Origin of the sequence: Escherichia sp. MR, assembly GCF_005280595.1 — a bacterium.
In the GTDB taxonomy this organism is placed as follows: domain Bacteria; phylum Pseudomonadota; class Gammaproteobacteria; order Enterobacterales; family Enterobacteriaceae; genus Escherichia; species Escherichia ruysiae.
In genome coordinates, this window is the sequence record NZ_SZVK01000011.1 from 15270 (window position 1) to 30124 (window position 14855).

14 protein-coding genes are annotated in these 14855 nt (G+C 50.4%); 8 read left to right on the plus strand and 6 right to left on the minus strand.

Annotated features, from left to right (window positions below):
• Positions 1–28 precede the first annotated feature (28 nt).
• The 3 genes from kduD to FC814_RS07020 all read left to right on the plus strand — a co-directional run bounded on the left by kduD (position 29) and on the right by FC814_RS07020 (position 3345).
• A complete protein-coding gene (gene kduD / locus FC814_RS07010; protein WP_000602499.1) occupies positions 29–790 on the plus strand; it encodes a 2-dehydro-3-deoxy-D-gluconate 5-dehydrogenase KduD in 762 nt (253 codons plus the stop codon).
• A gap of 315 nt (positions 791–1105) precedes the next feature.
• Positions 1106–2524: an arabinose-proton symporter AraE gene (gene araE / locus FC814_RS07015; RefSeq protein WP_000256430.1), complete on the plus strand. Its 1419-nt coding sequence runs from the start codon at positions 1106–1108 to the stop codon at positions 2522–2524.
• A 128-nt stretch (positions 2525–2652) separates the two neighbouring features.
• Positions 2653–3345 (plus strand): aspartate/glutamate racemase, encoded by a 693-nt coding sequence (locus tag FC814_RS07020; RefSeq protein WP_000848678.1) that lies wholly within the window; start codon positions 2653–2655, stop codon positions 3343–3345.
• Positions 3346–3349: 4 nt separating this feature from the next.
• On the opposite strand, the gene lysR is transcribed toward FC814_RS07020, so the two are convergent.
• A complete protein-coding gene (lysR, locus tag FC814_RS07025; RefSeq protein WP_000741845.1) occupies positions 3350–4267 on the minus strand; it encodes a DNA-binding transcriptional regulator LysR in 918 nt (305 codons plus the stop codon).
• 121 nt (positions 4268–4388) lie between these two features.
• On the opposite strand from lysR, the gene lysA reads away from it, so the two are divergent.
• Positions 4389–5651, plus strand: a complete 1263-nt coding sequence (lysA, locus tag FC814_RS07030) for a diaminopimelate decarboxylase (protein ID WP_137325715.1) — start codon at positions 4389–4391, stop codon at positions 5649–5651.
• 6 nt (positions 5652–5657) lie between these two features.
• Here the strand turns inward: lysA and galR are convergent, their stop codons facing one another.
• Positions 5658–6689 carry an HTH-type transcriptional regulator GalR gene (gene galR, locus FC814_RS07035; RefSeq protein ID WP_137325716.1) on the minus strand — a complete coding sequence of 344 codons (1032 nt, stop codon included), beginning with the start codon at positions 6687–6689 and terminating at the stop codon, positions 5658–5660.
• Between the two features lie 586 nt (positions 6690–7275).
• On the opposite strand from galR, the gene aas reads away from it, so the two are divergent.
• Together aas and lplT are read left to right on the plus strand one after the other, a co-directional pair.
• Positions 7276–9435: a bifunctional acyl-ACP--phospholipid O-acyltransferase/long-chain-fatty-acid--ACP ligase gene (aas, locus tag FC814_RS07040; RefSeq protein ID WP_000899017.1), complete on the plus strand. Its 2160-nt coding sequence runs from the start codon at positions 7276–7278 to the stop codon at positions 9433–9435.
• A complete protein-coding gene (gene lplT, locus FC814_RS07045; protein ID WP_137325743.1) occupies positions 9428–10621 on the plus strand; it encodes a lysophospholipid transporter LplT in 1194 nt (397 codons plus the stop codon). Before aas ends, lplT begins: the two co-directional genes overlap by 8 nt.
• A 32-nt stretch (positions 10622–10653) precedes the next feature.
• Here lplT and FC814_RS07050 read toward each other — a convergent pair whose 3' ends face one another.
• From FC814_RS07050 to mutH, 4 genes are all read right to left on the minus strand, one after another.
• Positions 10654–11694 carry an NADP(H)-dependent aldo-keto reductase gene (locus FC814_RS07050; protein WP_001199281.1) on the minus strand — a complete coding sequence of 347 codons (1041 nt, stop codon included), beginning with the start codon at positions 11692–11694 and terminating at the stop codon, positions 10654–10656.
• A gap of 107 nt (positions 11695–11801) precedes the next feature.
• On the minus strand, positions 11802–12020 hold the full coding sequence (gene ygdR, locus FC814_RS07055; RefSeq protein WP_000758660.1) for a lipoprotein YgdR: 219 nt from the start codon (positions 12018–12020) through the stop codon (positions 11802–11804).
• 137 nt (positions 12021–12157) lie between these two features.
• Positions 12158–12871 (minus strand): TerC family protein, encoded by a 714-nt coding sequence (locus tag FC814_RS07060; protein WP_000895631.1) that lies wholly within the window; start codon positions 12869–12871, stop codon positions 12158–12160.
• A gap of 68 nt (positions 12872–12939) precedes the next feature.
• Entirely contained in the window at positions 12940–13629 is a 690-nt protein-coding gene (mutH, locus tag FC814_RS07065) for a DNA mismatch repair endonuclease MutH (RefSeq protein WP_000082203.1), read from the minus strand.
• 185 nt (positions 13630–13814) lie between these two features.
• Here mutH and FC814_RS23080 point away from each other — a divergent pair, with 185 nt between their 5' ends.
• Together FC814_RS23080 and rppH are read left to right on the plus strand one after the other, a co-directional pair.
• Positions 13815–13961, plus strand: coding sequence for a hypothetical protein (locus FC814_RS23080; RefSeq protein ID WP_274541214.1), 147 nt, complete (start codon positions 13815–13817; stop codon positions 13959–13961).
• 352 nt (positions 13962–14313) lie between these two features.
• Positions 14314–14844 carry an RNA pyrophosphohydrolase gene (gene rppH / locus FC814_RS07075; RefSeq protein WP_000564488.1) on the plus strand — a complete coding sequence of 177 codons (531 nt, stop codon included), beginning with the start codon at positions 14314–14316 and terminating at the stop codon, positions 14842–14844.
• Positions 14845–14855: the final 11 nt, after the last annotated feature.

Genomic DNA, 14855 nt, shown 5'->3' on the forward strand with positions numbered 1-14855 from the left:
CGCGGATATAAATTAATAAGGTATTATCATGATTTTAAATGCATTTTCTCTTGAAGGTAAAGTTGCAGTTGTCACCGGTTGTGACACTGGGCTGGGGCAGGGAATGGCGTTGGGTCTGGCGCAAGCGGGCTGTGACATTGTGGGTATCAACATTGTTGAGCCAACTGAGACCATTGAACAGGTCACTGCGCTGGGGCGCCGTTTTTTAAGTCTGACCGCCGATCTGCGTAAGATTGATGGTATTCCAGCACTGCTGGATCGTGCGGTGGCAGAATTTGGGCATATTGATATCCTGGTGAATAACGCCGGATTAATTCGCCGCGAAGATGCTCTCGATTTCAGCGAAAAAGACTGGGACGATGTGATGAATCTGAATATCAAAAGCGTGTTCTTCATGTCCCAGGCGGCGGCGAAGCACTTTATCGCGCAGGGTAATGGCGGCAAGATTATTAATATCGCGTCAATGCTTTCATTCCAGGGCGGGATCCGTGTGCCCTCATATACCGCATCAAAAAGCGGCGTGATGGGTGTGACGCGCCTGATGGCGAACGAATGGGCAAAACACAACATCAACGTTAATGCGATTGCTCCGGGTTATATGGCGACCAACAATACTCAGCAACTGCGGGCTGATGAACAGCGTAGTGCGGAAATTTTGGATCGCATTCCTGCAGGGCGTTGGGGGTTGCCGAGCGATCTGATGGGGCCGGTGGTGTTTCTGGCATCCAGTGCTTCTGACTATGTTAATGGCTACACCATTGCCGTGGATGGCGGCTGGTTAGCACGTTAATTCATCTTGCTTACATTTATGACCCTGTCACATTGGCAGGGTTTTTTATTTCTGATAATCAACATAATCCATATCATGGCTATTAAATAATCCATATTAATTATCAATTGATGAGTTTTGTTAGTTTTAACTGCTTTAAAATTAGTTGCTTAATTATAATGTCATTAATTTTACTTAATTTTAAAAGTGTAATGTCCATCACATAACTGCATGTGGCAGCAATTTAATCCATATTTATGCTATTTCCGACCTGACACCTGAGTTAATTGTTCACGTATTTTTTCACTATGTCTTACTCTGTGCTGGCAGGAAAAAATGGTTACTATCAATACGGAATCTGCTTTAACGCCGCGCCCTCTGCGTGATACGCGGCGTATGAATATGTTTGTTTCGGTAGCTGCTGCGGTCGCGGGATTGTTATTCGGTCTTGATATCGGGGTTATCGCAGGTGCATTACCGTTTATCACCGATCACTTTGTGCTGACCAGTCGTTTGCAGGAATGGGTGGTCAGTAGCATGATGCTTGGCGCAGCAATCGGTGCGCTGTTTAACGGCTGGCTGTCGTTCCGTTTGGGACGTAAATACAGCCTGATGGCTGGTGCTGTGCTGTTCGTATTGGGCTCAATAGGATCAGCGTTTGCCACCAGTGTCGAAATGTTAATCGCGGCCCGTGTGGTTCTGGGGATTGCGGTGGGGATTGCCTCTTACACTGCGCCACTGTATCTCTCTGAAATGGCGAGTGAAAACGTGCGTGGCAAGATGATCAGTATGTACCAGTTAATGGTCACGCTTGGCATCGTTCTGGCGTTTTTATCCGACACGGCATTCAGCTATAGCGGTAACTGGCGTGCGATGTTAGGTGTTCTTGCCTTACCGGCAGTTCTGTTGATTATTCTGGTGGTATTTCTGCCGAATAGCCCGCGCTGGCTGGCGGAAAAGGGGCGTCATATTGAGGCGGAAGAAGTGCTGCGTATGCTGCGCGATACGTCGGAAAAAGCGCGAGAAGAACTCAATGAAATTCGTGAAAGCCTGAAATTAAAACAGGGCGGTTGGGCGCTGTTTAAGATCAACCGTAATGTCCGTCGAGCAGTGTTCCTCGGTATGTTGTTGCAGGCGATGCAGCAGTTTACTGGTATGAACATCATCATGTACTACGCGCCGCGCATCTTCAAAATGGCGGGCTTTACGACCACAGAGCAACAGATGATTGCGACTCTGGTGGTGGGGCTGACATTTATGTTCGCCACCTTTATTGCTGTTTTTACGGTAGATAAAGCGGGGCGTAAACCGGCACTGAAAATTGGTTTTAGCGTGATGGCGCTGGGCACGTTGGTGTTGGGCTATTGCCTGATGCAGTTTGATAACGGTACGGCTTCCAGTGGTTTGTCCTGGCTCTCTGTTGGCATGACGATGATGTGTATTGCCGGTTATGCGATGAGCGCCGCGCCAGTGGTGTGGATCCTGTGCTCCGAAATTCAGCCGCTGAAATGCCGCGATTTTGGTATTACCTGTTCGACCACTACGAACTGGGTGTCGAACATGATTATCGGCGCGACCTTCCTGACTCTGCTCGATAGCATCGGCGCGGCAGGTACGTTCTGGCTCTACACTGCGCTGAACATTGCGTTTGTTGGCATCACCTTCTGGCTTATTCCGGAAACCAAGAATGTCACGCTGGAACATATCGAACGTAGACTGATGGCTGGTGAGAAATTGAGAAATATCGGTGTCTGATTTCACAGGCCGGATGTGCTGTACATCCGGCCTTTTTTTCGCTAATAGAGATCTGGCACCAGGCCGTTGAGGCGTTTGTTTCGTTCCTTAATCAGCTCTGTTGCGGTAACTCACATCAGGAGAGAGGAATGAAAACAATTGGTTTGCTGGGAGGAATGAGCTGGGAATCCACCATTCCTTACTATCGCCTGATAAATGAAGGCATTAAACAGCGACTTGGCGGGCTTCACTCTGCGCAAGTGCTGCTACATAGCGTCGATTTTCATGAAATAGAAGAGTGCCAACGTCGCGGTGAGTGGGACAAAACAGGAGAGATTCTTGCCAGTGCGGCGCTTGGATTACAGCGGGCAGGAGCAGAAGGCATTGTGTTATGTACCAATACGATGCACAAAGTAGCAGATGTCATCGAGTCTCGTTGCTCACTGCCTTTCTTACATATTGCGGATGCCACCGGGCGTGCCATCACCCGTGTTGGAATGACGCGCGTGGCGCTGCTGGGAACGCGCTACACCATGGAACAGGATTTTTATCGTGGACGGCTGGCAGAGCAATTTTCTATCGATTGTCTGGTGCCTGAAGCGGATGAGCGGGCGAAAATTAATCAGATTATTTTTGAAGAGCTGTGTCTGGGGCAATTTACCGAAACGTCACGCGCTTATTATGCGCAAGTCATTACTCGTCTCGCAGAACAGGGGGCGCAGGGCGTCATTTTTGGCTGTACTGAAATTGGTTTACTGGTGCCAGAAGAGCGCAGTGTCCTGCCCGTGTTCGATACCACCGCTCTTCATGCCGAGGATGCCGTCGCTTTTATGCTGTCGTAATTCGCTACAAAATAGCGTTAAGTGAGGCAACCAGATTCGGTAAACCTGCCTGTAAGTGCTCACTAAATGCCTGCACCAGTGCTGATGACGGACGGTGCAGGGGGCGAATCAGGCTAACGGTGAACGGAACTGCAATACTAAATCGCCGCACCACTAAACCGCTTGCCGCATAATCCAGTGCGGTGAGCGGGTTAACCACGGAAACTCCCGCCCCCGCCCGTACCATCGCGCAGACTGACGCGGCGCTATGGGTTTCCACAATCATGCGGCGTTTAACCTGATGTTCATTAAATAGTTGATCCAACAACTGGCGATAGCTATCAGTACGGGAAAGGCTGATGTAATTCTCACCCTGAAAATCTTCCGGCGTTAATACCTCTTTTGCCGCCAGCGAATGCCCCTGTGGTAAAACACAGACTTCATCTAAAGACAGTAATTCAGTACGTTCCGTACCCGCAGGCGTATGCAGCGTCTCGGTGAGGCCTAAATCATGGCGCTGGGCTGAGAGCCACTCTTCAAGTAGCGGCGATTCCTGCGGCACAATGTTTAAGCTGACTTCAGGATAGCGGGCCAGAAACGGTTGCATCAGTGGCGGCAAAAAAGACTGCGAAAAGACCGGCAAGCAGGCAATAGACAGTTCGCCCTGGCGAAATTCGCGCAAACTTTCTGCGGCACTGACAATGCGATCCAGGCCGTACCAGGATCGCTGCACCTCTTCAAACAACCGCAGCCCTTGCACGGTAGGATGTAATCGTCCGCGTACGCGCTCAAACAATTTCATCCCAATTACTTTTTCAAAGCGCGCCAGTTCGCGGCTGACGGTGGGTTGTGAAGTATGTAGCAGTTGTGCTGCTTCAGTCAGGCTTCCGGCGGTCATTACCGCATGAAAAATTTCAATATGACGTAAGTTAACGGCGGCCATCTGCTTAATCTCATTCTCCGGTAATCCATATCATTTTTGCATAGACCTGGCATAAATCGATATTTTTTATTCTTTTTATGATGTGGCGTAATCATAAAAAAGCACTTATTCGGAGTTTGTTATGCCACATTCACTGTTCAGCACCGATACCGATCTCACCGCCGAAAATCTGCTGCGCTTGCCTGCAGAATTTGGCTGCCCGGTTTGGGTCTACGATGCACAAATCATTCGTCGGCAGATTGCGGCTCTGAAGCAGTTTGATGTGGTGCGCTTCGCACAGAAAGCCTGTTCCAATATTCATATTTTGCGCTTAATGCGAGAGCAGGGCGTGAAAGTAGATTCCGTCTCGTTGGGCGAAATCGAGCGCGCGCTGGCGGCGGGTTACAATCCACAAACGCATCCCGATGACATCGTCTTTACCGCTGATGTTATCGACCAGGCGACGCTCGAGCGTGTCAGTGAATTGCAAATTCCGGTGAATGCGGGTTCTGTCGGTATGCTCGACCAACTAGGCCAGGTTTCGCCAGGGCATCGGGTATGGCTGCGCGTTAACCCGGGGTTTGGTCATGGGCATAGCCAAAAAACCAATACCGGCGGCGAAAACAGCAAGCACGGTATCTGGTACACCGATCTTCCCGCCGCACTGGAAGTGATACAGCGGCATCAATTGCAGCTGGTCGGCATTCACATGCACATTGGTTCCGGTGTTGACTATGCACATCTGGAACAGGTGTGTGGTGCGATGGTGCGGCAGGTTATCGACTTTGGTCAGGATTTACAGGCGATTTCTGCTGGCGGTGGGCTTTCTGTGCCTTATCAGCAGGGAGAAGAAGCGGTTGATACCGAACATTATTATGGCCTGTGGAATGCGGCACGTGAGCAGATTGCTCATCATCTGGGTCACCCTGTGAAACTGGAAATTGAACCAGGTCGTTTCCTGGTGGCGCAGTCTGGTGTGTTGATTACCCAGGTGCGAAGCGTCAAACAGATGGGGAGCCGCCACTTTGTGCTGGTTGACGCCGGATTTAACGATCTGATGCGCCCGGCAATGTACGGCAGTTACCATCACATTAGCGCACTGGCGGCTGATGGTCATTCCCTTGAGCACGCACTAATGGTGGAAACCGTTGTCGCCGGGCCGCTATGTGAATCGGGGGATGTTTTTACCCAGCAGGAGGGGGGGAATGTCGAAACCCGTGCTTTGCCGGAAGTGAAGGCGGGGGATTATCTGGTACTGCATGATACTGGCGCATATGGTGCGTCAATGTCATCAAACTACAATAGTCGCCCACTGCTGCCAGAAGTTCTGTTTGATAATGGTCAGGCGCGGTTGATTCGCCGTCGCCAGACCATTGAAGAATTACTGGCGCTTGAGTTGCTTTAATCGCGGCTAGTTGCTGGAGGCGTTATGACTTGCCTCCAGTGACGGTGTTGAAACTGAATGGCGACGTACCAGCGTTGGACTAAAGACGTTGGTAATTTCAGGAAGCGGGTGATTGTTCGCCAGTGCCAAAGCCAGTTCGGCAGCCTGAGTCGCCATCGTTACAATTGGATAGCGTACTGTCGTCAAACGCGGACGAACATAGCGCGATACCAGCACATCATCAAAGCCAATCAATGAAATCTCACCCGGTACATCAATACCATTATCATTGAGTACACCCATCGCGCCCGCCGCCATTGAGTCGTTATAACAGGCCACGGCAGTGAAATTTCGCCCCCTTCCCAGCAGTTCAGTCATTGCCTGTTCGCCGCCGCTTTCATCCGGTTCGCCAAAAGTTACCAGCCGATCATTGGCCGGAATACCGCTTTCGGCAAGGGCATCGTAATAACCCTGCAGACGATCTTCGGCGTCAGAAATAGAGTGGTTAGAGCAGAGATAACCAATGCGAGTATGGCCTTGTTGAATCAAATGACGCGTCGCCAGCGAGGCGCCATAACGATCGTCCAGTGCGATGCAACGATTCTCAAACCCCGGAAGGATCCGGTTGATCAGCACCATGCCGGGCATTTGTTTCATCAATGCTGTCAAATCGGCATCGGGAATCATTTTGGCATGAACGACCAGTGCGGCGCAGCGATGGCGGATCAACTGCTCAATGGCCTGACGTTCTTTTTGCTCGTTGTGGTAACCATTACCAATCAATAAAAAATTACCCGTGTGATAAGCCACCTGTTCAACCGCTTTCACCATTGCGCCGAAAAAAGGATCGGAGACATCACCAACAATCAACCCAACGGTTTCGGTGGCCTGTTGTGCCAGCGCCCGGGCGTTGGCGTTCGGGTGATAGCTAAGAGACTCCATTGCACTATGTACAGCCAGCCGGGAAGCTTCGCTGGCTTTGGGAGAATTATTAATGACGCGGGAAACTGTGGCGACTGAAACGCCTGCCAGTCGGGCTACATCCTTTATGGTCGCCATGAAAATACCTTTGTGGGTAAACGCTTACATTCTGTCAGTGTTACGGAAAACGTCCGTTGGTTCAAGGGGCGTGGTACTTTCAGCGCGGGGATTGTGAGCGAAACGCAAATAAGTAAGACAAAAAAAGAGATTGCAAACCTTTGGTTACACTTTGCGAAACGCTGTTGCGATTGACCGCTGGTGGCGTTTGGCTTCAGATTGATAAAGTGGTGATCCCAGAGGTATTGATAGGTGAAGTCAACTTCGGGTTGATCACATGAATTACACCAACCTGCGCAGATGCGCAGGTTTTTTTTGTCTGTCATCAATCTGTAACAGTAACCGATAATTTACACACCTGGTTGCATTTCCCTTCACTCCTTTGCGTTTTCTCGCTGGCGAACAGTCTGTGTACAGACCACAATCAAGATCCCAGAGGTATTGATTGGTGAGATTATTCGGTACGCTCTTCGTACCCTGTCTCTTGCACCAGCCTGCGCGGATGCGCAGGTTTTTTTTCGCCCCCATTTTACTGTCGCTCGTGTTCTCCTTCTGGTGTAATCTCGCACCATTCGCTTTTACTGAAGATTGAGCAAAGGGAGTTGGAATGCTTTTTAGCTTTTTTCGTAATTTGTGCCGTGTCCTGTACCGTGTTCGCGTGACAGGCGACACCAAGGCACTGAAGGGCGAGCGTGTTCTTATCACGCCCAATCACGTCTCATTTATTGATGGCATATTGCTGGCGCTGTTTTTACCCGTTCGCCCTGTTTTTGCCGTTTACACCTCTATCAGCCAGCAGTGGTATATGCGTTGGCTGAAATCATTTATCGACTTCGTTCCTCTCGACCCGACGCAACCCATGGCAATTAAACATTTGGTACGTCTGGTTGAACAGGGGCGACCGGTGGTTATTTTCCCTGAAGGACGAATTACGACAACCGGCTCGCTGATGAAAATCTACGATGGCGCGGGTTTTGTCGCTGCGAAGTCAGGTGCGACAGTCATTCCAGTGCGTATTGAAGGGGCGGAACTTACGCACTTCAGCCGCCTGAAAGGTCTGGTTAAACGTCGCTTGTTCCCGCAAATTCATCTGCATATTTTGCCACCAACGCAAGTGCAGATGCCGGATGCGCCGCGTGCCCGTGACCGTCGCAAAATCGCTGGCGAAATGCTGCATCAAATTATGATGGAAGCGCGTATGGCTGTGCGCCCGCGTGAAACGCTGTACGAATCCTTTTTGAGTGCAATGTACCGCTTCGGTGCGGGTAAAAAGTGTGTCGAAGATGTCAATTTTACCCCTGATACCTATCGCAAATTACTTACCAAAACGCTGTTTGTTGGTCGCATCCTCGAAAAATACAGTGTTGAAGGAGAGCGCATCGGCTTAATGCTGCCCAATGCGGGCATCAGTGCGGCAGTGATTTTCGGGGCTATCGCTCGTCGTCGTATTCCGGCCATGATGAACTACACCGCCGGGGTAAAAGGGCTGACCAGCGCCATTACGGCGGCTGAAATAAAAACCATCTTCACTTCCCGTCAGTTTCTCGATAAAGGCAAACTCTGGCATCTGCCGGAACAGCTTACTCAGGTGCGTTGGGTTTATCTGGAAGATTTAAAAGCGGACGTCACCACTGCCGACAAAGTGTGGATCTTCGCGCATTTGCTGGTGCCGCGCCTGGCACAGGTAAAACAGCAGCCAGAAGAAGAGGCGCTGATCCTCTTTACCTCCGGTTCTGAAGGCCATCCGAAAGGCGTGGTCCATAGCCATAAAAGTATTCTGGCGAACGTCGAGCAGATTAAAACTATTGCCGACTTCACCACCAATGACCGCTTTATGTCGGCATTGCCACTGTTCCACTCTTTTGGTCTGACTGTTGGCCTGTTTACGCCACTGCTGACGGGGGCGGAAGTGTTCCTTTATCCAAGTCCGCTGCACTACCGCATTGTGCCGGAACTGGTGTACGACCGCAGTTGTACCGTGCTTTTTGGCACCTCGACCTTCCTCGGTCACTACGCGCGCTTTGCCAACCCGTATGACTTCTATCGTCTACGCTATGTGGTGGCAGGTGCGGAGAAATTGCAAGAAAGCACCAAACAGCTTTGGCAGGATAAATTTGGCCTGCGCATTCTTGAAGGTTACGGTGTGACGGAATGTGCGCCGGTGGTGTCCATCAACGTACCGATGGCGGCGAAACCAGGTACGGTAGGGCGTATTTTGCCTGGTATGGATGCTCGACTGCTGGCGGTTCCGGGTATCGAAGACGGTGGTCGCCTGCAACTAAAAGGGCCGAACATTATGAACGGCTACCTGCGCGTGGAGAAACCGGGCGTGCTGGAAGTGCCCACCGCCGAGAATGTTCGCGGCGAGATGGAGCGCGGCTGGTATGACACGGGTGATATCGTGCGTTTCGACGAACAGGGCTTTGTGCAGATTCAGGGGCGCGCGAAACGCTTTGCCAAAATTGCAGGCGAAATGGTGTCGCTGGAAATGGTGGAACAACTGGCCATTGGCGTTTCTCCAGACAAGATGCATGCCACTGCGATTAAGAGCGATGCCAGCAAAGGTGAGGCGCTGGTGCTTTTCACCACGGACAGTGAACTGGCGCGCGATAAACTGCAACAGTATGCCCGCGAGCACGGCGTGCCGGAACTTGCCGTACCGCGCGACATTCGCTATCTGAAACAGATGCCATTACTGGGCAGCGGTAAACCTGACTTTGTCACGTTGAAAAGCTGGGTAGACGAAGCGGAACAACATGATGAGTGAGTCAGTGCACACTAACACTTCGCTGTGGTCGAAGGGGATGAAAGCAGTTATCGTCGCGCAGTTTCTTTCTGCGTTTGGTGATAACGCGCTGCTGTTTGCTACTCTGGCGTTACTGAAAGCGCAGTTCTATCCGGAGTGGAGTCAGCCTGTCCTGCAAATGGTGTTTGTAGGTGCTTACATTCTTTTTGCGCCGTTTGTCGGGCAGGTGGCGGATAGCTTTGCCAAAGGCCGGGTAATGATGTTTGCTAACGGCCTTAAGCTGTTGGGCGCTGCCAGTATCTGCTTTGGCATCAATCCCTTTCTCGGCTATACGCTGGTGGGAATTGGTGCGGCAGCGTATTCACCGGCGAAATACGGGATTCTTGGTGAATTAACCACGGGTAGTAAGTTAGTGAAAGCTAACGGTTTAATGGAAGCATCCACCATTGCGGCGATTTTGCTCGGTTCCGTAGCCGGTGGTGTACTGGCAGACTGGCATATTCTGGTTGCCCTGGCGGCATGTGCGCTGGCCTACGGCGGGGCGGTCGTCGCCAATATCTATATTCCAAAACTGGCGGCGGCGCGTCCGGGGCAGTCGTGGAATCTCATCAACATGACCCGCAGTTTCCTGAATGCCTGCACCTCGCTATGGCGCAATGGTGAAACGCGTTTTTCGCTGGTAGGCACCAGTTTGTTCTGGGGAGCGGGCGTCACGCTGCGTTTCCTGCTGGTGCTATGGGTGCCGGTGGCGCTGGGCATTACCGATAACGCTACGCCGACCTATCTCAACGCCATGGTGGCGATTGGCATCGTGGTTGGCGCAGGTGCGGCAGCGAAGCTGGTCACGCTGGAAACCGTTTCACGCTGTATGCCTGCCGGGATTTTAATTGGCGTGGTAGTGCTGATTTTCTCCCTGCAACACGATCTACTTCCTGCCTATGCCTTGCTGATGTTGATTGGCGTACTTGGCGGCTTTTTTGTCGTTCCGCTCAATGCGTTGTTACAGGAGCGGGGTAAAAAAAGCGTCGGGGCGGGGAATGCGATTGCAGTACAGAACCTGGGCGAAAACAGTGCCATGTTGCTGATGTTGGGGATTTATTCACTGGCGGTCATGGTAGGCATCCCGGTCGTGCCCATTGGCATTGGCTTCGGTACGCTGTTTGCGCTGGCAATAACGGCGCTGTGGGTCTGGCAACGCCGTCATTAATATTTAACGCCGGTTTTAACCGGCGTTAATCCTTAAGGTGCCGGATAAGTATAAACCTGATGCACCGCTTCAATTTCAGCCAATACGTCTTCGCTTAACTCCAGATGCAAACTTTCGATGTTGGTTTTCAACTGTTCCATCGTCGTTGCGCCCAGCAGCGTGCTGGCAACAAACGGTTGGCGGCGTACAAAAGCGAGCGCCATCTGAGCAGGATCCAGGCCATGACGTCTGGCAATATCAACATACGCCGCGACGGCTTTTTGCGTTTGCTCACCACTATAACGGGTGAACCGACTAAAGAGCGTATTACGCGCACCAGCCGGTTTTGCACCATTGAGATATTTACCGGTCAGCGTGCCGAAACCCAGGCACGAATAGGCCAGCAACTCGACGCCTTCATACTGGCTGACTTCCGCCAGACCCACTTCAAAGCTGCGGTTTAACAGACTATAGGGGTTCTGAATAGTGACGATGCGCGGCAGATCGTGTTTGTCCGCCAGATGTAGATAACGCATTACGCCAAATGCGGTTTCATTCGACACGCCGATATAACGAATTTTCCCTGCGCGTTGGTATTCTGCCAGTGCATCCAGCGTATCCAGCAGCGAAACCGCAGGCGCGGAATCCGTCCAACTATAACCGAGTTTGCCGAAGCAGTTGGTCGGGCGCTGCGGCCAGTGTACCTGATAAAGATCGAGGTAATCAGTCTGTAGGCGCTTGAGGCTGTCATGCAGAGCTTCGCGGATATTCTTCCTGTCCAGCGCCTGATCCGGGCGAATTCCCTTGTCATTATTGCGCGACGGTCCGCTCACTTTGGAGGCGATAATTAACTTTTCGCGGTTGCCATGTTTTGCCAGCCAGTTACCGACATAGGTTTCAGTCAATCCCTGCGTTTCGGGGCGCGGCGGTACAGGGTACATCTCGGCAACGTCAATAAGATTAATGCCCTGAGCGACGGCATAGTCGAGTTGTGCGTGGGCGTCGGCTTCGCTGTTCTGTTCACCAAACGTCATCGTGCCAAGCCCCAGCGTGCTGACTTCCAGCGAGCTGTGGGGTATACGGTGATATTGCATAGCCGTTTCCTTTTTATAATCACGACATAAGGAATATAAAAATGGCAGAGGGAAGGGAAAAGGGAAAGCGAAAAATCTTAAGGTCAGCCGGATGCTGACCTTATTTTTTAACGTTCAATAATTTGCGAGACATCATCGCGGTTAATTTGCATCGCGTTACCTTGTTGATCGTGATAACTCACAAGCCCGGTATCATCGTCAATTTCCGGTTTTCCATCAGTCAGGATCATTCGACCATCTTTAGTGGCCATCACATAATCACTACTACAACCGGAAACAGCAAATGCCAGTCCGACTGCGGAAATTAATACTGCCCATTTTTTCATCCGGTTATCCTCATTAAGCCCATCAATGATAATAGTCTGTTTATAATCTGACGTTATACATCTTGAAAGCAGGAAAGTCTTAAACTGTGAGAATAAAGGGAAGACGTTCGCTCTCCCACTGGAGAGCGAACGGAATATCAGAGCGGATTCTTTTTATTGCGAATCAGGTTGAGGCTTTCTACTGCAATGGAGAAGAACATTGCGAAGTAGATGTAACCTTTCGGTACGTGGATATCGAAACTTTCCAGTATCAGGGTAAAGCCCACCAGAATCAGGAAAGAGAGCGCCAGCATTTTTACCGAAGGGTGGCGTTCAACAAAATCACCAATCGAACGCGCGGCGAACATCATCACACCTACTGCAATGACGACGGCCGCCATCATAATAAACAGATGATCCGACAGACCCACGGCGGTAATCACTGAATCGAGGCTGAAAATAATATCCAGCAGCATAATCTGTACGATAGCACCGAGGAATGATGAAACGCGTGTTTTCAGCCCTTCTTCTTCACCTTCGATAGATTCGTGGATCTCCTTACTGGCTTTCCAGATAAGGAACAGACCACCCAGCAGCAGAATCAAATCACGAGCGGAAATTTCCTGACTGAAAATTGTAAAAAGCGGATTCGTCAGGCGCGTAACCCAGGCAATCGACGCCAGCAGCGCCAGACGCATAACCATGGCTCCAGCCAGTCCCAGACGCCGCGCGTGACCACGCTGTGCGGTGGGCAACTTTGCGACCACCAGAGAAAGGAAAATAATATTATCGATCCCAAGAACGATCTCCAGCAGCGTCAGCGTACCGAGCGCAAGCCAGGCGTTAGGATCGGTTATCCATGCAAATAACATCTAAAAAGCCCTGCCAAAAAAATGAAGCGGTAATTATATGCCCGGAATGCAGCAGGTCAAAGCGATGGCTACTGGATCAAAAAATGACGGGCCAGCAGTGCGCTGGTGAACTTCTTCTTCAGATAAAATCCGCGCGGCAATGTCAGAATTCGTTCGCCCCGGGCGCCAATGGCTTCGGTGAGAGCTTTCGCATTCGCCGCTTTCGGTCGTATTTGCAAATATTCCCCGTGACGAGCGGTGATTCGCTCAACCTGACCGAGGACAATCATATCCATCAATTCTTCCCAGTCTTCGCGTAGCTGTCGGTCTTCCTCTTCGTTCGGACTCCACAACAACGGTGCTCCTACGCGACGCTGCGCCAGCGGGATGCTGCGCTCGCCTTCAACCGGTATCCATAACACCCGTTTAAGTTTGTGGCGGACGTGACTGGTTTCCCAGGTCACACCGCTATTGCCGGTTAATGGTGCAACACAAACGAATGTCGTTTCCAGCGGACGACCAAGACTATCCACAGGGATAGTTTTGAGTTCCACGCCTAATGCGGCAAAATCTTGTTCAGGTTTGCTCCCTGCGCTGGCGCCAAGCCAGATCTCCAGTAACACACCGATCCAACCTTTATCGCGTTTTAAATTCTCCGGCGCAACCAACCCGGCAAGTGCTGCCAGTTCACCCAGGGTATAGCCAGAAAGTTGCTGTGCTTGTGCTAATAACTGCGCTTCAGTTTCGGGAGGAGAGGACAATGGGCGAGGTTGAGACATGGTATTACACCTTGGTTAAAAAATAAGCAGCTATTTTGTACCGAATATTCAGAGTGTAACTTTTTCCACAAGCGTTATTCAATTCTATGATTTATCTTGTTTTTTAATCCACAGATGACGGTGTTGCGCAACGTCCTGGTGGGTTTTCCAATTCTGGTCACTGAAAATAAACAGGATCTTACACCATGTTATCCACAGAAAGCTGGGATAACTGTGAAAAACCCTCACTACTGTTTCCATTTACAGCCTTGACGTGCGACGAAACTCTAATTTTTAGTGGTGCGGTGCTTAACTTAGTGGCACATTCTGTGGATAAATACGACGTTGGTTGATCTTTCACCAATGCGAAAATGAGTGGTGTGACATGGGTCACGAATTTCTCTGTTTTATCAATATTTATGTGTTTAATATATTGATTAATAACGAATATTTTAAATTGTATTTTAGCGACTGATTCAGAATGCTCTGGGTTTTCCCGTGGTAATTCCGTAGTTCTTCACAACTCTATCCACAGAAAAGGTGAATAAAAACGGCTATCCACCCCGTCCTCTGTTTATAACTCTGCACTTAACTGTGAGTTATTCAATTGTTATTAGTGTGTAATGCCCTGCAGAGAGTGGTTTACCGTCTTCCTGGAGTATGAAACAATCATTCGTATATAAAGCTTTATTTTGAGGTAGTCCGGTGATTGATGACGATGGCTACCGCCCAAACGTAGGTATCGTGATTTGTAATCGTCAGGGGCAAGTGATGTGGGCCCGGCGATTTGGTCAGCACTCCTGGCAATTTCCGCAAGGCGGAATTAATCCCGGAGAATCCGCAGAACAGGCGATGTACCGTGAATTGTTTGAAGAAGTAGGATTAAGCCGTAAAGACGTTCGAATCCTTGCTTCAACGCGTAACTGGTTGCGCTACAAATTACCGAAACGTTTGGTGCGTTGGGACACGAAGCCGGTTTGTATCGGCCAAAAACAAAAATGGTTTCTCTTGCAGCTGGTGAGCGGCGATGCGGAAATCAATATGCAAACCAGCAGTACACCAGAGTTTGACGGCTGGCGATGGGTAAGTTACTGGTATCCGGTCAGACAGGTGGTGTCATTTAAACGTGATGTCTACCGTAGGGTAATGAAAGAGTTCGCAAGTGTTGTGATGGCGCTGCAAGAAAATACGCCTAAACCACAAAACGTATCTGCTTATCGACGTAAAAGAGGTTAAGTCACGCCCAT

Excerpts from the sequence above, each read along its gene's own strand:
- lysR (WP_000741845.1), bottom strand. The coding sequence starts at position 4,267 with ATGGCCGCCGTTAACTTACGTCATATTGAAATTTTTCATGCGGTAATG.
- galR (WP_137325716.1), bottom strand. The coding sequence starts at position 6,689 with ATGGCGACCATAAAGGATGTAGCCCGACTGGCAGGCGTTTCAGTCGCC.
- araE (WP_000256430.1), top strand. The coding sequence starts at position 1,106 with ATGGTTACTATCAATACGGAATCTGCTTTAACGCCGCGCCCTCTGCGT.
- mutH (WP_000082203.1), bottom strand. The coding sequence starts at position 13,629 with ATGTCTCAACCTCGCCCATTGTCCTCTCCTCCCGAAACTGAAGCGCAG.
- aas (WP_000899017.1), top strand. The coding sequence starts at position 7,276 with ATGCTTTTTAGCTTTTTTCGTAATTTGTGCCGTGTCCTGTACCGTGTT.
- lplT (WP_137325743.1), top strand. The coding sequence starts at position 9,428 with ATGAGTGAGTCAGTGCACACTAACACTTCGCTGTGGTCGAAGGGGATG.
- kduD (WP_000602499.1), top strand. The coding sequence starts at position 29 with ATGATTTTAAATGCATTTTCTCTTGAAGGTAAAGTTGCAGTTGTCACC.
- ygdR (WP_000758660.1), bottom strand. The coding sequence starts at position 12,020 with ATGAAAAAATGGGCAGTATTAATTTCCGCAGTCGGACTGGCATTTGCT.
- FC814_RS23080 (WP_274541214.1), top strand. The coding sequence starts at position 13,815 with ATGTTATCCACAGAAAGCTGGGATAACTGTGAAAAACCCTCACTACTG.
- FC814_RS07050 (WP_001199281.1), bottom strand. The coding sequence starts at position 11,694 with ATGCAATATCACCGTATACCCCACAGCTCGCTGGAAGTCAGCACGCTG.
- lysA (WP_137325715.1), top strand. The coding sequence starts at position 4,389 with ATGCCACATTCACTGTTCAGCACCGATACCGATCTCACCGCCGAAAAT.
- FC814_RS07060 (WP_000895631.1), bottom strand. The coding sequence starts at position 12,871 with ATGTTATTTGCATGGATAACCGATCCTAACGCCTGGCTTGCGCTCGGT.
- FC814_RS07020 (WP_000848678.1), top strand. The coding sequence starts at position 2,653 with ATGAAAACAATTGGTTTGCTGGGAGGAATGAGCTGGGAATCCACCATT.